The 17,107-nt window shown below is 69.7% G+C and carries 14 protein-coding genes; all 14 read left to right on the forward strand.

Features of this window, described 5'->3' with window-relative positions:
* Positions 1-2: 2 nt before the first annotated feature.
* The 14 genes from PLE19_01400 (at position 3) to PLE19_01465 (ending at position 17,102) form a co-directional block, all read left to right on the forward strand.
* Complete coding sequence (locus PLE19_01400; protein HPD13574.1) at positions 3-617, forward strand: hypothetical protein; 615 nt, start codon at positions 3-5, stop codon at positions 615-617.
* A complete protein-coding gene (locus tag PLE19_01405) occupies positions 598-1,701 on the forward strand; it encodes a methyltransferase domain-containing protein (protein HPD13575.1) in 1,104 nt (367 codons plus the stop codon). Before PLE19_01400 ends, PLE19_01405 begins: the two co-directional genes overlap by 20 nt.
* A gap of 52 nt (positions 1,702-1,753) precedes the next feature.
* Positions 1,754-3,709, forward strand: coding sequence for an asparagine synthase (glutamine-hydrolyzing) (gene asnB, locus PLE19_01410; protein ID HPD13576.1), 1,956 nt, complete (start codon positions 1,754-1,756; stop codon positions 3,707-3,709).
* 151 nt (positions 3,710-3,860) lie between these two features.
* Positions 3,861-4,451 carry a methyltransferase domain-containing protein gene (locus tag PLE19_01415; GenBank protein ID HPD13577.1) on the forward strand — a complete coding sequence of 197 codons (591 nt, stop codon included), beginning with the start codon at positions 3,861-3,863 and terminating at the stop codon, positions 4,449-4,451.
* A gap of 30 nt (positions 4,452-4,481) precedes the next feature.
* The gene (locus tag PLE19_01420; GenBank protein HPD13578.1) at positions 4,482-5,513 is read left to right on the forward strand and encodes a lysylphosphatidylglycerol synthase transmembrane domain-containing protein; all 1,032 of its coding nucleotides are present in this window, start codon (positions 4,482-4,484) and stop codon (positions 5,511-5,513) included.
* Positions 5,514-5,641: 128 nt separating this feature from the next.
* Positions 5,642-7,759 carry a glycosyltransferase family 39 protein gene (locus tag PLE19_01425; protein ID HPD13579.1) on the forward strand — a complete coding sequence of 706 codons (2,118 nt, stop codon included), beginning with the start codon at positions 5,642-5,644 and terminating at the stop codon, positions 7,757-7,759.
* Positions 7,760-7,795: 36 nt separating this feature from the next.
* Entirely contained in the window at positions 7,796-8,524 is a 729-nt protein-coding gene (locus PLE19_01430) for a glycosyltransferase family 2 protein (GenBank protein ID HPD13580.1), read from the forward strand.
* A gap of 17 nt (positions 8,525-8,541) precedes the next feature.
* Positions 8,542-10,494, forward strand: a complete 1,953-nt coding sequence (locus tag PLE19_01435) for a glycosyltransferase family 39 protein (GenBank protein HPD13581.1) — start codon at positions 8,542-8,544, stop codon at positions 10,492-10,494.
* Positions 10,495-10,500: 6 nt separating this feature from the next.
* Positions 10,501-11,691: a glycosyltransferase gene (locus tag PLE19_01440; GenBank protein HPD13582.1), complete on the forward strand. Its 1,191-nt coding sequence runs from the start codon at positions 10,501-10,503 to the stop codon at positions 11,689-11,691.
* Positions 11,684-12,439, forward strand: coding sequence for a glycosyltransferase family 2 protein (locus PLE19_01445; GenBank protein ID HPD13583.1), 756 nt, complete (start codon positions 11,684-11,686; stop codon positions 12,437-12,439). Before PLE19_01440 ends, PLE19_01445 begins: the two co-directional genes overlap by 8 nt.
* 4 nt (positions 12,440-12,443) lie before the next feature.
* Complete coding sequence (locus PLE19_01450) at positions 12,444-13,781, forward strand: FAD-dependent oxidoreductase (GenBank protein ID HPD13584.1); 1,338 nt, start codon at positions 12,444-12,446, stop codon at positions 13,779-13,781.
* Entirely contained in the window at positions 13,778-14,545 is a 768-nt protein-coding gene (locus PLE19_01455; protein HPD13585.1) for a glycosyltransferase family 2 protein, read from the forward strand. Before PLE19_01450 ends, PLE19_01455 begins: the two co-directional genes overlap by 4 nt.
* A complete protein-coding gene (locus tag PLE19_01460) occupies positions 14,542-15,429 on the forward strand; it encodes a DUF3473 domain-containing protein (protein ID HPD13586.1) in 888 nt (295 codons plus the stop codon). Before PLE19_01455 ends, PLE19_01460 begins: the two co-directional genes overlap by 4 nt.
* Positions 15,429-17,102 (forward strand): hypothetical protein, encoded by a 1,674-nt coding sequence (locus tag PLE19_01465; GenBank protein ID HPD13587.1) that lies wholly within the window; start codon positions 15,429-15,431, stop codon positions 17,100-17,102. The genes PLE19_01460 and PLE19_01465 overlap by 1 nt, the downstream gene beginning before the upstream one ends.
* Positions 17,103-17,107 lie beyond the last annotated feature (5 nt).

The raw sequence follows: 17,107 nt of genomic DNA on the forward strand, positions 1-17,107 counted from the left end.
CCGTGCCCATCGGGTCCCCTGCCTACGACCGACGCAGGCTTCGGCTGCTCGCCCGCGAGGTGCTCGGCCCCGACGTGCTCGACATCGGCTACGCGCAATTGCCGAACCCGCATCTGCGGCAGTTCCGCACGGTGGGCCTCGACCTCGCCAGGCCGAAGCAGCCCTCCGGCTATGCCGAGGAAATCGTGGGGGATGCGATGAACCTGGCCGCTGCCCTCGGCGCGCGCCAGTTCCACAGCATCGTCTGCGGCGACATCATCGAGCACCTCGAGGCCCCATACGCATTCCTGCGGAGCCTGCATCCCTTCCTCGCCGGCGGCGGCCGGCTCGTGCTCTCCACGCCCAATCCGCTGGGCTTCCCTCAAGCGCTCTTCGAGTTCCTGGGCAGCCGCCGATTCTACTACACGGAGGAGCACATGTTCAGCTTCCTGCCGCGCTGGGTGGCCCACATGCTGCAAGTGACAGGCTTTCGGCTGGCGAAGACCCGCCCCGTGGGCCTGAATCTGCTGCTCTTCGTCCCCTGGTGCCCGACATTCATGAGCTACGACGTGGTCTATGTCGCCGAGCCCAGGCAGAACGGCAAGGAGAGGTCCGGCAATGAGACAACGCCTGCTTGAGCTTCTGGCCTGCCCGCAGTGCGAGAGCGGCTTCCGTCTCTGGGCGGGGGAGCCCGGAGAGCGCTCCGCGAGCGAGGTGGAAACCGGCGTGCTCCAGTGCGAACGAGGTCACGTGTATCCAGTCGTGGTCGGGATCCCGCGGCTACTCCCGGCAGCGATGGGCAGATTCCTTCCTGTGATGGGAGATCAGGTCCAGGCGCTTCCCCCGCCAGTGCGCGAGATCGCCCTCCGCGAAGCCGGGGCCCGCGACCATGCGTTCGAGAGGCAGTTCGCTCACACCCAGCGGAGCTTCACGTCGGAATGGGCCGCGTTAGGAGCAGCGGGGAGCGCCTGGGGGCGCAGCGTGGCCGCTCGCAGGCAGCTCTTTCTCGACTCGTTCGGGCTCGCCGCGGACGCATTGCGGGGCAAGACGGTGCTCGACGTGGGATGCGGCCATGGCGAAGTGGAACTGGCGCTGTGCGACTCCGGCGCAGAGGTCTTTGCCATGGATCTGTCGTTCTCAGTGGATTACGTGCGAGCCAGGCTCCGTGCCGTGGCACGGGAGCACGCGGCGAACGTGCACATTGTGCAGGCCAACGCGCACCATGTGCCGTTCAAAAAGCACGCGTTCGACTTGGTCCACAGCGCCGGCGTACTGCACCACACTCCCGACACTGCCGCAGGGTTTCGCAGCGTGGCGGCGCGGGCCAAGACCGGCGGCGCCTGCTTCATCGAGGTCTACTCCACCGAGCTGAAGAACTGGTTCGACTACTCAGTCTACCTCGCGTTCCGCGCCGCGCGTCCCGTGACGAGCCGCCTGCCCCACTGGCTGTTGCACGGCGTGTGCTGGAGCGGCGCCCTGCCGCTCTGGGCTTTCGTGAGGGTCTACAATGCACTGGCCGGGCGCGAACGGTACACGCGGCGCACGGTGCGCGAGATGCAGCTCTCGCTTTTCGACGCGCTGTCGCCGCGATATGCCTGGCACCACACGACCGACGAAGTGACAGGCTGGTTCCGCACGCTCGGTTTCGAGGGAATGCGGAAGACATTCGCCAATCACAACGGCTTTGGCATCACCGGTGTCCTGGCATCGAAAGGGTCGTAGACTCCTCACACCGTCTCGTTGCGGCGACGGGCGCCAACCTGGGGGGACGACTGTGTGCGGCATCGCGGGCCTGATCTGGTGCAGCGGCGAAGCGCCGCCGGTGGAGCTGTTGCTCCGCATGGCCGACGCGCAACGACACCGCGGCCCGGACGGCGAAGGCTTCGCCCTGCTCTCGCTCGATCCGCATGGTTCACGAGGTTTCTCGCGGAACGCTCCCCCGCCGGCCGTGCCGCGGCCGGTCGGGGGGTTCGCCTTCCGCCGGCTCGCGATTCTGGACCTCACGGACGCCGCGGCGCAGCCGATGAGCAACGACGACGGCTCGGTGTGGCTGGTCTTCAACGGCGAGGTGTACAACTACGTCGAGCTGCGGGCCGAGCTGGAGGCCCGCGGCTGCCGCTTCCGCTCGACGGGCGACACCGAGGTCGTGCTCAGGGCGTACGAGGCCTGGGGTGTGGACTGCTTCGCGCGGTTCAACGGCATGTGGGGCATCGGGCTCTGGGACGCCCGCCAGGGCGCCCTGATCCTGTGCCGCGACCGCTTCGGGGTGAAGCCGCTGCACTATCATTTCGATGGCACGCGCCTGGTGTTCGCCTCGGAGATCAAGGCCCTGCTCGAGGCCCCGTGGGTGCGCCGCGAGCCCGACGACACCGCGATCGCCGACTACCTGGTGCACCGCCGCGTCAACTGCACCGAACACACGTTCTTTCGAGGCATCTGGTCGCTGCCGGCCGGACACTTCCTGCGGCTGGAGCTTCCCTCGCCTGTCCCACAGCTGCGCTTGGCCAAGTGGTGGGACATTCGCGAGCATCTCAAGGAACCCCCGCACAGCGAGGCGGCGTGCTTCGAGGAGTTCCGAAGGCTTTTCCGCGATGCGGTCCGGGTGCGCCTGCGGAGCGATGTGCCCGTGGGCACCGCCCTCTCGGGCGGGCTCGACTCTTCGTCGGTCGTCTGCACCGCGCGGCCTTTCCTCCGCGCCGGGAACCAGAAGGCGTTCTCGGCCTGCTACGAGGGGTTCGAGCTGGACGAGAAGCGCTACATTGACCTCGTGGTGGAGCATACCGGGGTTGAAAGCCATGTCACGCGCCCCACAGCCGAGAGCCTGCTGAGCGACCTCGAGCGGTTCGTGTGGCACCAGGAGGAGCCGGTGCGCACGACCAGCATGTACGCCCAATTCAAGGTCTTCGAGCTGGCGCGGCGCGAAGGCACGCCGGTGACGCTCGACGGCCAGGGCGCCGACGAAACGCTGGCGGGCTACCCGTACTTCTTTCCCGTGCATTTCGCCGGCCTGCTTGCATCCGGCCGGCTCGTCGCGTGGTGGCACGAGGCGGCCGCCTACGCGCGGAACCATCGCCGGAGTCTGCCCTACGCCTGGTTGAGCACCCTGGCCGGCTTTGCCTCGCACCGCCGCATGATCCGCCTGGCCAACCGGTTCAGTCATGAGGACAAGGCCTCCTGGGTCTCCCCACCATTGCGCCACCTCGCCGCCGGAATCGCCGCCGAACGCCCATCCGTCTTCGGCGGCCGGCTCAACCAGCGCCTCTATGAGGTCTTCGCCTGGGACGGCTTGCCGGCCCTGCTGCGGTACGAGGACCGCAACTCCATGGCGCACTCGGTGGAGTCGAGGCTGCCCTTCATGGACTGGCGGCTCGTGGTATTCCTGTTCTCGCTGCCGGCCTCGTTCAAGATCCGCGACGGGACCACGAAATGGATCCTTCGGCAGGCCATGGCAGGCACCGTGCCGGCCGCGATTCTGGCGAGGCACGACAAGATCGGCTTCGCCACGCCCGAGAGGGCCTGGATCCGCTCCGCCTCGGCGGGGCCGCTCGCCGATCTGGTGGAGCGAGCCATCGCGCGCGATTTCGGCTGGTGGGATCCGCGCCGCTTGAGCCGGCTATGGAGACGTTTCCGCGAGGGGCAAGCGAGTTCCGCGGGCTCAATCTGGCGCGTGGCGAACCTGATGCTCTGGCGCGAACGATTTTTGGCGTGTTTTAACGGCGGCGGAGGGTAGAATGATAGGGACTCTGCGAGCGCTCTGTCCGGCAACGCGCATTGCCACGTTCAGAGCGCCATTTCCTGGCGGGGAATGCTGGAATGGGTCGGTGGAGGTGGAGGCCTGCGCGCGCCCCGCGCGCAGGCTCAGGACCAGTCGGAGAGCTATTGTGCCAATCGGGTCCCGTGCCTATGACAACCGCCGCTTGCGGACGCTCGCCCGCGAGGTGGTCGGCCCTGACGTGCTTGCCATCGGGTATGCGCAGCTTCCGAATCCGCACTTGCTTCGGTTCCACACGGTGGGCGTAGACCTGATGAAGCCGCTCAGCCCCTCGGGGTATGCGGAGGAGATCCAAGGCGACGCGATGAACCTGGCGGCGTGTGTGGGCGGCCGGCAGTTCAATACGATCGTCTTCGGCGAGCTGATCGAGCACTTGGAGGCTCCCTACCAGTTTCTGCGCGGCCTCCACCCGTTTCTGGCCGAGGGCGGCCGGATCGTGCTCTCAACGCCAAACCCGCTGGGCTTTCCCCAGGTGATCTGCGAGATGCTCAACATCCGGCGCTTCTACTACACGACGGAGCACTACTACTCGTTCCCCCGACGCTGGATGGTGCGCATGCTCGAAGCCACGGGGTTTGAGGTTGTGGCGGTGCGCTCGGTGGGCCTGCAACTGGTCTATCTGGCACCTCCATGCCCCCGATTTCTGAGCCACCAACTCGTCTACGTGGCCCGCCAGCGGGGGAAGCGCCGCGGTGAGTGACTGCCGGGCAGGGGGGCCAAGGGGACACGCGTGGGTGGCGTGAGGGAGCCAGGGAGCGAGGGTGCCGCAGAGGGCGGCCTCGTGGAGGTCCGTGCGCCGGGAAACATGGCACCGCGCCGCTGGCGTCGCGTCGGCGGCTTCGCCCTGGCGCTCGGCATCCTCGGCGGGCTTGCCTGGGTGATCCTGCGCCAGTGGCGTCGCCTGCCGCCGGGGGCCCTCGTGCCCAACTGGTGGCTGGTGGCGGCGTCCTTCGTGGCCTTCCGCGTCTCGATAGTCGCCGTGAGCCTGCGTTGGCGGGCGGTGCTGCGCGCGCTGGGGGGGCGTCTCTCGGCCTGGCAGGCGTACCGAATCCTCGCCTATGCCGCGCTCGGGCTCTACGTGCCGGGCAAGGTGGCGATGGTGGCCGCGCGCTCGTACCTCAGCGCGCGCGAGGGGGTGCCGCTCCGCGTGGCCATGCTGAGCGTGCTGTACGACATCGCCCTCAACCTCATCAGTGCGGCTCTCGTGGTGCCTTTGTGGCTCGCGGTGTCGGGCTCCGGGGTGCCAGGCCACTACCGATGGGTCAGCGCGGGCGTGGCGGCGCTTGGGCTGTGCCTGCTCCACCCGGCACTGGTGAGCCGCGTGGTGAGGCTGGGCGGCCTGCTGTTAGGGCGGCCGATCGAGGTCGCCGGCCTCTCCTACCCGACCATGCTGCGGTTGATCGCGGGCTACCTGAACGTGTGGGCGATGCAGGGCGCCGCATTCTGGCTGTTCGTGCGGGCCTTCTGCGATGTGCCCCCTCTGTACGTTGCAGACTGCGCGGGGATGATGGCCCTCTCGTTGTGCATCGGACTGCTCGTGGTCCTCGCGCCCGCCGGGCTCGGGGTACGCGAAGGCGTGCTCACGGGGGTGCTGTCGCTGAGCATGCCGCTTGCCCTCGCGGCGGCGATCGCGCTGGCGCTGCGCGTGTTTCTGAGCGTCGGCGAACTGCTCAATGTCGGCGCCGTGTTCCTTCTCTCTCCGGTTCTGTCGCCGGCCGGGCGCGTCGAGCCGCCGCCGGGAGGCCCACCGTGCCAGAGTTGAACCGCGCGATCCGTCCCGCGGCAGGTGCGCCGCCACAGCACCCCCCGCCGGACGGCGATTGCAGGGGGCCGGCGGCGAGTTCACTTGGGAGCCTGGAAAATGTACAATGAGGTCTCTGAGATAGCGAGATGAATGCGAGCCCAGAACATCCAGAGCCTCGTTGCCCGGCCCCGGCCCGAACCTGCCTGCTGGGGCTCGGTGTTCTCTGCGTCGCCGCGGCCCTGTTTTTCGAGTTCCTGTGGTACGCCCGCAGGCCGAGCGACCAGGGCATGGTCTTCGCCATCCGCAGGGCGGGGCTGACGGTCACGCTGTCGGCGGCGCGCTATGAAGTCTTCGCCGCGGTTGCCGCCGCGGTTGCGTTCGCGAGCGTGATCGCCGGCTTTGTCCTTGCACGGCGCGCGTTGTGGGGAACGGACCGCCAGGGAGAGCGCAACTCGCCTTGGCGCGTGGCGGTTGCCCTGGGCGTGCTGGTGATCTGTGCGGTGCCGACGTACATGCTGATCGGCTGGGCGAGCGGGAGGCTGCATTACTTTGCGTACTACGATTCGCGGTGGTACCGCCAGATGTTCTTCCGGGAACTCGGCCTGGTGACGACCGCGCGGCTCTTCTGGCTGGCAGGCGGGCTGGCGCTGGCAGCGTGCGCCCTGGCGCGACCGTGGAAGGGCCGGGCCATTTCGAAGCTGCTGGACGGTGTGCAGCGGATGCCGCGTCCTGTGCTTGTGCTGGCCGCGAGCGCCCTTGTCGCGGGCCTGGCGCTGGGGGTATCGCTGGGCATGCTACGCGGCGAGGCCCACTACAACGATGCGCAGGGCTACTATTTCCAGGCCAAGACGTTCGCCGCGGGGCGACTCTGGTCGCCGCTGCCGGGTGGCCAGGAGTTCTTCGACCCCCGAGTAGGTCCCGCTCGCACGGGCGTCGTGTTCTGCTTTCTCGGGGACAGGTGGTTCTTCGTGGCGCCGCCGGTGGCGGCGCTGATCTATGCCGCCGGCTTTCTGATGGGCATGCCATGGTTGATGGCCCCGCTGATGGGCGGAGCGGTGGTGGCCGCGACCTATTCTCTGGCGCGCGAGGTGCTGTGCCCCAGGGCGGCGCTGCTCGCGATGGCGCTCACGGCGCTCTCGGGCTGGCTTGTGTTCAACGCGGCCGAGTATCTGAGTCACGTGCCGTGCCTGCTGCTCATGTTGCTCTTCATGACGGCGGCGTTGCGAACGATCCGCTGCGGGTCGTGGGGTTGGGGCGCGGCTGCCGGGTTGCTGCTCGGCCTGGGCGCGCTGGCGAGGCCGGGGACGGCGCTCGGTCTTTGCCTGCCGTTTGCCGCCGTGTGGGTGGCCTGGCTCATTCGGCGCCCACGCCAGGCCTGGATGCCTGCCATCGCCTTCGCCGTGGCGCTGGCCGTGCCGCTGGCCGGACTGCTCGCGTATAACGCGGCGACAACGGGGAACCCCCTGCTCTCCGGCTATCAAGTGGTGCTGCGCAATCACAAGCTGGGAGCCGACCCCATCCTGGTTCCGGGCTGGAGATGGCGCCCGGTCGTAGGCGTGGCGAACTTCCTGGAGATGGCGTTCCGCTTCGACGCCGCCACCTACCACTGGCCGATCCCGGCGCTGGGAGCCCTCGTGGGGCTCGTGCTGTTCGCGGGGGCAAGGCGCCAGGAAGGGCGCGCATCGCCCTTGTTGCTCGGGGCGGCCGGGCTCACGCTCGCCCTCGTCTACACGCGGTGGAGCAACGTGTCCATCGGCATGAGCGGCCCACGCTACGTTTTCGAGGCTCTCCCGCTGGCGGCCATTCTGGCGGCAGCCGGGCTGGCGGCCCTGCACGACCGCCTCATCGCGAGGGGCTTCCCTCCTGACCGCGTGCGGGCGACGCTGACGCTGGCCCTCGCCGGTTGCTTTCTCTATGGCACGGCGGTCACGCTCGTCCGTGAGTTGCCGCAGTACCGCAACCTCCACGGCGTGGACCTACGGGTATTCGACACCGTGGAAGCTCAAGCGGAGCGGCCGGCCATCGTATTCCTCCCCGTGCCGCACACCACGGCCGGCAGTTCGAGGCTTGTGGCCGCCGTGGCGCGCAACGACCCGGCCATTGCCGGCCCCATCCTCTACGTCCGTGACCTTGGCGAGCAGAACCACAGGTTGATCGCGGCCCGGCCTGGGCGGCACCTGTACCGGTGGGACGAAGCGAGCTTCTCGCTCGTGCCGCTCGGCCCCGACGGTGTCTCAGCGGCCGCTCCGACCGGCAGGCCCTGACCTCTTGTTCCTGACCGGAGGCGATAGGCACTCCCGATGACCGACGCACCCGCCGCGCAGGGCTCGCCGAGCGATGCCCAACTCGCCGTGATCGTGCCCATGTTCAATGAGGCGGCCACAGTGGCCGAGCTGCTCGAGCGCCTCATTGCGGTGCCGCTGCGCATGCAGATCGTGGTCGTGGACGACGGTTCGACCGACGGCTCGCGCGACATCGTCGCCCGCTTCGCTCAGGCCCACCCCGCGGTGGAACTGGTCTGCCACGAGGCCAACCGCGGCAAGGGCGCCGCCGTGCGCACCGGCATCGCGCGCGCCCGCGGCGCCTATACGATCATCCAGGACGCCGACCTGGAATATGACCCAAACGACCTGGTGAGGCTCGTCGAGGCCGCCGAGCGCGAGAAGGCCAGCGTAGTCTACGGCTCGCGGATCCGCGGCGGCATGCCGTTTTCCTACCGCAGCTTCTACTGGGGCGGGCGGCTCGTGAGCCTGGTGGCCAGCGTGCTCTACTGTCAGCGCATCACCGACGAGCCGACCTGTTACAAGCTGTTCAAGACCGAGCTTCTCCAGAGCCTGCCGCTGCGCGAGGAGGGCTTCGGCTTCTGCGCCGAGGCGACCGCGCTGGTGTGCCGCCGCGGCCACCGCATCGTCGAGGTGCCCATCCGCTACCAGCCGCGGTCGCTGGAGGAAGGCAAGAAGATCCGCTGGACGGATGGCCTGCGCGCCATCTGGATCCTCATCCGCCACCGCTTCGGCAAGCGGCGCTGATTGCTGGGAGACGGGAAATGCCAGGCATCCACCATCCGGGGCGGCGACTCATCCTCGCCCTCGTTGTCCTTGCCGGTATCTATGGTCTGGTCGGCCGCTGGTGGGTGCTGGTGGATATTCCCCGCCACCAGGATGGCGTGTACGGGATGATCGCGCGGAACTACCTGAAGTACGGGTACCCCGATATGGGACTGGCGCAAATCGCGACGCCCGGCCCCGTGGTGCCGCGGCCCGAACGCGTGTACTACCAGAATCACCCGCCGCTGGCGCCCCTCCTGAGCTCGGCGGGTGTGGCGCTCTTCGGACCGCAAACCTGGGCCGTGCGGCTGCCGCACCTGGTCTGTGGCCTCGCGCTCGTGGCCGTGCTGGCCGTGCTGGCCGAGCGGATGTCGCGGGAGAGCGACGGGCCGCCCACGCCGGCGTGGGCTTGGGCCGCTGCCCTGGCCGGCGCGGTGCCGATCGCCGTGCGCTATGGCGGGGCATTCGTGGACGTTGTGGGCACGCCGCTCGCGCTGTCCACCTCGTTGGCGTCGCTGTTCTACCTTCGGTACTGTGAGTCGGGACGCGGACGCGACTTCGGGCTGCTCTTCGCGGCCTGCGTGGTCGGCCTTCTGTCGGACTGGCCGGCCTACGTCCTCTGCTTCGCGCTGGCGGGGCACGCGCTGGTGTACCGCTCGCGAGCGCGGCGCGGCGCGATGCTGGCTCTGCCGGCGGCAGCTCTCGCCTGCTTCGTGGGCCTGATGGCCTACGCGCGCGCGATTCCGCAGGAGGGCAACCTGCTTCAGCCCGTCGGCGAAGCCTATCGGAGCTGGGCCGTCGGCGGCAGCGCGCCCGAGGTCGGCCACATCCCGGCGACGACCCTCCTGGCCGACTTCCTGGGCAAGTTCGTCTTGCAGCTTTCGCCGCTCTCGCTCCTTGCGCTCGTGTGGCTGGCACGCCGCGCCTGGCCCGCCGTGCGGGCGCGCGAGAACCGCCGCGACCAGCATGTGCTGCTGCTCTGGCTCTGGCCGCTGCCCTACGTGGCCGCGTTCCCAACGATCTTCTACGCCCATCCCTACTACCATCTGCTGTTTCTGCCCGCCGTGGTGGTGACGGTGGCGCTGGTGGTCGAGGCTTGGGCACGTGGGGGAGGGCGCTGGCGCGGAGCCGCAAGCATTGGGGGCGCCGCGGTGCTGTTCCTCAGCTCCTTCTACGTCGTGACCGAGACGGACCGCTGGGAGCCGCTGCGCCACAAACAGGTGCGCTGGGCGGCCGACCTCGCAAAGCACACGCCGTTCGAGGAGAAGAGCGGATTCGTCCTCCACTATGCGCAGCAGATGCGCTTCGTTGCCGACCGCGCAGTAGTCGAGTACGCAGACACGCCGGCGAAGTTGGCGGCGCTGGGCCCGACCACGAGGGTCTTTGCGCCCCTCGCCCACCCGTGCGGCGACGCGGACCTCTTCGGAGCGTTGCAGGGGCGAGGCCCCGCGACGCTCTGCGGCTCTCTGGTCGCCTTTGGCCCGGACCCGGAGGGAGGCGGGTCGTGGGCGGATGGCATCCTCCGACGCCTGGCGAAGCAGGAGTTGGGTGCCGGGGTCACGCTGGAGAAACTCGCCTGCAAGGTGGTGCCGGCGCGCGACGGCTCGTCGCTGCTCCTGCTCGGCGCCGAGCTCTCGGGGACGCCGAGGGTTCTGCCTGGGGACACGCTGGAGTGGCAGGTGCGGTTTCTCGACGACGGGGGCAAGGTACTCGGTACAGCGTCCATGCCGGCCCAGGCCTCGGCCAGCTACTTCCTCGTCGCGCCGAAGCGATGGCGGGCCCGTGGCGGCCGGGCCGAGCTGGCGCTGAGGCACTGCACGACCGATGCCGCGTCGGTGGGCCGAGGGACGCGGCTGGCGCGCTTTGCGCTTCGCCTCCTCACGTGCCGCCTGTTGGGCAACCCGAAGCCCGCCGTACGCCCGCTCGGCCGGGTCGAGCTGGAAGTCCCCTGACCGGAGATGGCCATCGTTACCCACCACTCACAACCCTCGATAGTGATGCTCCTCGACAACGCCTTCCTGCCCGATCCCCGGGTAGCAAACGAGGCGCGGAGCCTGGCCGCGGCCGGCTATCGGGTGACGATCCTGGCCTGGGACCGCGAGAATGAGCGCCCGCCCATCGAGCGGTGGCACGGGGTGCGCCTCGAGCGCTTCGGCCCGCGCAGCCGCCACCACTTGGGTTCCCTTCAGGCCCTCTACCTGCTGGCCTTCTGGTGGCGCGCCTTCTGGCGCCTCCTGGAGCTGCGGGCCGACGCGATTCACTGCCACGACTTCGACACCCTGCCGCTCGGCTGGCTGGCGGCCGCGGTGAAGGGCTGCCGCCTGGTCTACGACGCGCACGAGAGCTATGCCGATATGCTCGGCGCGAATGTGGCGCCGTGGATCAAGCGAACGGTCACCTGGGCCGAACGGCTGCTGATCGGCCGCGCCGACGCCGTGCTCACCGTGGGCGAGTTGCTGGCGGCGGACCTCCGCCAGCGCGGGGCGCGACGCGCCTGGGTGGTCGGCAACTGGAAGCGCCTCGACGAATTCGCCTTCGACCCCGCGGCCCTGGCGGCCCGGCGCCGCGAGGCCGCCCCCGAGGGCCGCCTGCTCGTGGCCTACATCGGCTGGCTGAATGTGGACCGCGGCATCGCGCCCCTGCTCGAGGCCGTGGAGGCCGTGGACGGCGTGGTCCTGCTCGTGGGCGGCGACGGGCCGGCGGCTGGCGACGTGCGCGCGGCCGCCGCCCGGTGCCCCCGCATCCGCTACCTGGGCTTTGTTGACCCCGTGCTGGTTCCGCTGTATACTTCGATGGCCGATGCGGTCTATCACGGCCTGGATGCGGCGAACCGGAACGCGCGGTTCAGCGCGCCCAACAAGCTTTTCGAGGCCCTCGCCGCGGGCCGGGCCGTGGTGTGCAACGATTGCGGCGAGCTCGGGCGCATCGTGCGCGAGGAGGGCTGCGGCATCGTAGTGCCGGAGCTCGCGCCGCGCGCGCTCGAAGGCGCGTTCCGCGAGCTGCTCGAGCCCGGCCGCCTGGCCGCATGCCAGGCCCGGGCCCGCGCGGCAGGCCGCGGCCGCTACCACTGGGCGGCTGCCGAACGCGCCCTGCTCGACCTCTACGCCGCCATCGGAGTCGCCCCCAAGGCAGGGGAACCCAATGCCTGACGCGCCCTTCGGCCTCCGTGGCCTCAAGCTCTCGGTCGTCATGCCCGTCTACAATGAGCGCGCGACCATCGAGGAAATCCTCCGCCGCGTCGAGGCCACGGGCCTGGCCCACGAGATCATCGCGGTGGACGACGCCTCGACCGACGGCACGCGCGGCGTGCTGGAGAGCCTGCCGCCGGGGCGCGTGCGGCTCCTGTGCCACGACGCCAACCGCGGCAAGGGCCGCGCCGTGCGCACCGGCATCGAGGCCGCCACGGGCGACATCATCCTCATCCAGGACGCGGACCTCGAGTACGACCCCGCCGACTACCCCGCGCTGTTGAAGCCGATCGTGGACGGCGTGGCCGACGTGGTGGTGGGCTCGCGGTTTCTCGGCGGGCCGCACCGCGTGCTCTACTTCTGGCACTACCAGGGCAACCGCCTGCTCACCACGCTCTCGAACGTGCTCACGAACCTGAACCTCACCGACATGGAGTGCTGCTACAAGGTCTTCCGCGCCGAGCTCCTGCGCCGCCTGGTGCTCCGCAGCGAGCGGTTCGGCATCGAGCCCGAGCTGATCGCGCGCGTGGCCCAGCTCGGCTGCCGCATCTACGAGGTGCCCGTCGCCTACTTCGGCCGCGACTACGCACACGGCAAGAAGATCACCTGGCGCGACGGCCTGGCGGCCCTCTGGCACATCCTGCGCTTCTCGCTCACGCGGCCGCGGCTGCGGCCCGGATCCCCCGACCGCCCCGAACGCCGGGAATAGGCCGATGATCATCATCCTTGGGGCTGGCTTGGCCGGCCTGAGCACAGCGTATCATCTGCGCCGAGCGGGATGCCGGGCTCTTGCTCTCCACGAGCGCGAGGAGCGCCCCGGGGGCCTGTGCCGCTCTGAGGCGCGCGGCGGCTTCACCTTCGACTGCACCGGCCACTTCCTCCACCTGCGCACGCCCGAGATGGCGCGGCTGGCCGGCCGCCTGCTCGGACGCGAGTTGGCGACGGTCGTCCGCAGCTCCTGGGTCTGGTCGCAGGGGGTCTACACCCGCTATCCGTTTCAGACAAACACCTTCGGCCTGCCCATCGAGACCGTGAAGGAAGTGCTCCTGGGCTACATCCAGGCGATGCTCGACCGCGAATCACGCGAATCGGCGCGAATGAACGCCACGCGTATGAGATCGAAGCCCCAAAGCTTCGAGCAGTGGATTCACGAGACCTTCGGAGCAGGCATCGCCAAGCACTTCATGATCCCCTACAACGAGAAGCTGTGGGGTATTCACCCACGGTTCCTCAGCACCGAGTGGATGGGGCGCTACGTGCCGCCCGCTCCGATCGAGCAGGTGATCGAAGGCGCGCTCACCGACAAGGCCTCCGGCGAGGGCTACAACGCCACGTTTCGCTACCCGCGCGCCGGGGGCATCGAAACGCTCGTCCGCGCGCTCGCCGCACGGGCCGGCCCCATCCGCGTCGGCTCCGAGGCCGTGGCGATTGACCCGCGGCGCCGCCGCGTGGAGTTCGCCGACGGCTCGCGCGCCGACTACGCGGCCCTCGTGAGCACCCTGCCGCTGCCCGAGCTGGTGGCGCGCCTGCGCCCCGTGCCCGACCGCGTGCGCGACGCGGCGGCGAGGCTCCGCTGGGCCTCGCTCTACTCGGTGAATCTCGGCCTGGGGCGCGATGCCACCGACGGGCGGCAGTGGGTCTATGTGCCCGAGCGGCGCTTCCCCTTCTACCGCGTGGGCTGCTTCTCGAACGTCGCGGCCTCGATGGCCCCCCGCGGTGGCGCCGCCGTGTGGACTGAGGTCTCCTACCCCCCCGCCCGCCCGCTCGACCGCTCGCGCGTCCGGCGGCAGATTCTCGACGGCCTCCGGGAGATGGGCTGGCTGCGCCGCCGCCGCGACATCGCCATCGAATGGCAGCTCGATATCCCGTTCGCCTACGTGATCTATGACGCGCACCGTCGCCGTGCGACCGAGACGATCCTCCGCCATCTCGCGAAGCGCGACATCTACTCCATCGGCCGCTACGGGCGCTGGGAGTACTCCTCGATGGAAGACGCGCTGCTGCAAGGCCGCGAGACCGCGCAGCGGCTGCTGGAGAGGCATGAGACTTGACCACCGAGACTGACACCCGCCCGGCCATTTCGATCCTCATCCCGATCTACAACGAGGAGTCAATCCTCGAAGCCTCCGTGCGCGAGTTGACCGGCGGCCTGGCCACGTACGGCCTGCCCTACGAACTCGTGCTGTGCGAGAACGGCAGCAGAGATCGCACGGTGGAGATCGGGGAACGCCTGTGCCGCGAGTTCCCCACAGTGCGGTTGCTGCGATGTCCCATCCCCAACTACGGCGCGGCCCTGGCCATGGGCATCCGCGAGGCGCGCGGCGACAACATCGTGTGCTTCGAGATCGACTTCTACGACATCCCCTTCGTCGAGATCGCCCACGTGCTGCTCAAGAAGTACGACGCGGTGATCGGCTCGAAGCGCGCCCGCGGCGCCCGCGACCGCCGCCCGCTCATCCGCCGCTTCATCACCTGGGGCTTCAACACCTTTCTCCGCATCGTCTTCGGCTTCACCGGCACCGACACGCACGGCATCAAGGCCTTCCGCGCTGCGCCCGTGCGCCCGCTGGTAGACGCCTGCAAGACCGACAAGGACATCTTCACGACCGAGCTGGTCATCCGCATGGAACGCGCCGACCTGCGCCTGTGCGAAATCCCCCTGGAGATCACAGAGAAACGCCCCGCGCCCGTCAACATCCTCCGCCGCGTGCCCAACGCCCTCAAGGGCCTCTGGCGCCTCTGGAAGGCCACCCGCGGCATCCAGCGGCCGGCGCACCCGATGGAGTCCGCCTCCACGAAGCAGGTGGAGAAGTGACGATCTACAACGACCTTCCCAACGCCCTGACAGTGGACCTGGAGGACTGGTATCACTCCGTCCTGGAGGTGGACCCGGCAAACTGGCTGCGCCACGAGGACCGCGTGGCCGCGGCCACCGAGCGCCTGCTGGCGTGCCTGGCCGAGCGGGGGGCGAGAGCCACCTTCTTCGTCCTCGGCCACGTGGCCGAGCGACACCCCGACCTGGTGCCGGCCATCGAGGCGGCGGGCCACGAGATCGCCTGCCATGGCTACGAGCACCGCCTCGTCTACACTCTCTCGCCCAACGACTTCCGGGACGACCTGCGCCGCTCGCTCCACCTGCTGCGCTCGCAGGCGAAGGCCCCGGTCCGCGGCTTCCGGGCGGCCTACTGGTCCATCACTCGCGCCTGCCCCTGGGCGCTCGATGTTCTGGCCGACGAGGGGCTGGCCTACGACTCCAGCATCTACCCCACGCGGACGAGCCTGTACGGGGTGCCCGACGCGCCGCGAGGGCCGTATCGCCTGCGCGCGCCCGGCGGGCGGGCGCTCCTGGAGTTCCCGCCGTCGGTGCTCCGCTTGCCCGTGCGGAACCTGCCCTTCGCCGGCGGCATTTACCTGCGCCTGCTGCCCTACTGGTTCGTGCGATGGGCGATGCGCCGCTTCCGCAGGGGGGGACGGCCGGCCTTGGTCTACATCCACCCGCCGGAATTCGACCCCGGCAAGCCGCGCCTGGCGCTGCCGCTGGCCCGGCGTGTGCTGCACTATGCTCGCCTGGACGCCTTGCGAGTGAAGGTGCCGCGGCTGCTGGCCGACTTCGCGTTCACTACCCTCGGCGCGCTGTACGACCGCTGCGCCGCCGATCCGAAGCTCCCCGTATGGTCGTTGGAGGGTTGGCGGGCCTGATGTCCGCTCAGACCAACAACCCCGTTCGAGTGCCCCCGCCGCGGCGTCGCATGGTGCGCCAGATGCTCGTCGTCCTCGCGCTGGCCGTGGCGATCCGCCTGCCGCTCACGCAGTTCCCGATGGGGCCGTCGGCGGGCACCATCGGGTACGTCGGCCAACGCTGGCTCGAGGGCGCGGTGCCCTACCGCGATGCCTGGGACCACGAGGCCCCCGGGTTGTACCTGCTGTCGGGGGTCACGGTGCGGTACCTCGCCCCGGCCGGCGCCCGGCTCGAGCAGGCGCTGGCCAACCTGCTGGTCGGCCAGCCCGGGGCCTCGCCGCGCGTGACGCCGGGCGAAGCCATGCCCGAGACGTGCCGGGTCGTGATGATGGCCCTCGACCTGATCGGCGTGCTGCTCGTCTACGCGTTCGTGCGCGCCTGGTGTGGGCATACCGAGGCGGTCGTGGCCGCCGGCGTCTGCGGCTTCTTCGGCGGCGCGCTCCTGGTGCAGGGCGACTGCCTGGGGCCGTGGCCTGCGGTGAACTGCCTGGTGATCACCGCGATGCTGGCCGCCCTGCGGTCCGAGGGCCGGGATGCGCGCTGGCTCCTTGCGAGCGGGCTGCTTGCCGGGCTGGCGGCGTGCTTTGAACTGCTTGCGCTGTTCTACGCGCTGGCCATCGTGGCGTGGGCCGCGGCGACGCGGTGGGGCGTGGATGGATGGGGCCGGCGGTGGGTGCTCCGGCCGGCTCTGGTGCTGGGGGCGGCCGCGGTGCCTCTGGCCGGCTTCGCCGTCTATTTCTGGTCGCGCGGCGCGCTCCACGAACTCTGGCGCAGCGCGGTGGTCTACAACATGCTCTACCGCTGGCTGCCGGTCGCCCTCCGCACGCCGGGATACCACTGGCAGGTGGTCCGGTCGCTGGCGCCGGAGCAGGGCGCCCTGTGGCTATTCGCGGGCGGCTGGGCGCTGCATGCCTTCTCGGTGGGGTTCAGCCCTCAGACCCGACTGGTGGCCTACTGGGGCGTGGCAGCTCTGGCGGCGGCGCTGACCACCCGTCAGGTTGTTCCGGCAGACTTCCTTCAGGTGGTGCCCCCGTTGGCCATCGGCGCCGCCCTGGCCGCGACGAACCCGTCGGAGCGCTTCATGACTCGGGACGCGCGCGGGCGCCTCGAGACGCGCAGCATCATGCTCGCCCTGCTGGCTGCGGGCATGGCGGCCGGCTTCGTGTACACGGAATGGCGCGCCTACCACACGTACGCCTCGCGGGCCGAGGACCGCGCCGAGCGTGCCGCTGCGACCGTGGCGGACATGATCCGCGATCGCACGATGCCCGGCCACCCGATCTATGTGTGGGGCGCGGGGCCGCAGATCTACGTCCTCGCCGACCGTCCCGCCGCGCATCGGATCTTCTACAACCGTCCCCTGAACGCCTCGCGGGTGGTCAAGGAGTACTTCGGGCTGGGGGTGTTCGAGGACATCTGCCGGGCCTTGATCCGCGCGGAGCCGGTCTTCTTCGTCACCACCGAGGATGCGCTGCCCGAGGCCCCTGACCTGGAGGGGCCCCTGAGCCTCTGGTTCCGCTTCATGCGCGAACGCGTCGAGGGGCGCGAGCGCTACGAGGGGAAGCCGTGGCGGATGGAGGAGACTCGGCCCTACCTGCTCTACGTGCGCAAGGACCGCTCCCTGATGCCCTGAGCCGC

The organism is Planctomycetota bacterium, from assembly GCA_035384565.1.
In the GTDB taxonomy this organism is placed as follows: Bacteria; Planctomycetota; PUPC01; order DSUN01; family DSUN01; genus DAOOIT01.

What these genes read in the sequence shown, in the direction of transcription:
- PLE19_01425 (HPD13579.1), top strand. Translation starts at nt 5,642, where the DNA reads ATGAATGCGAGCCCAGAACATCCAGAGCCTCGTTGCCCGGCCCCGGCC.
- PLE19_01445 (HPD13583.1), top strand. Translation starts at nt 11,684, where the DNA reads ATGCCTGACGCGCCCTTCGGCCTCCGTGGCCTCAAGCTCTCGGTCGTC.
- PLE19_01405 (HPD13575.1), top strand. Translation starts at nt 598, where the DNA reads ATGAGACAACGCCTGCTTGAGCTTCTGGCCTGCCCGCAGTGCGAGAGC.
- PLE19_01435 (HPD13581.1), top strand. Translation starts at nt 8,542, where the DNA reads ATGCCAGGCATCCACCATCCGGGGCGGCGACTCATCCTCGCCCTCGTT.
- PLE19_01430 (HPD13580.1), top strand. Translation starts at nt 7,796, where the DNA reads ATGACCGACGCACCCGCCGCGCAGGGCTCGCCGAGCGATGCCCAACTC.
- PLE19_01465 (HPD13587.1), top strand. Translation starts at nt 15,429, where the DNA reads ATGTCCGCTCAGACCAACAACCCCGTTCGAGTGCCCCCGCCGCGGCGT.
- PLE19_01440 (HPD13582.1), top strand. Translation starts at nt 10,501, where the DNA reads ATGGCCATCGTTACCCACCACTCACAACCCTCGATAGTGATGCTCCTC.
- PLE19_01450 (HPD13584.1), top strand. Translation starts at nt 12,444, where the DNA reads ATGATCATCATCCTTGGGGCTGGCTTGGCCGGCCTGAGCACAGCGTAT.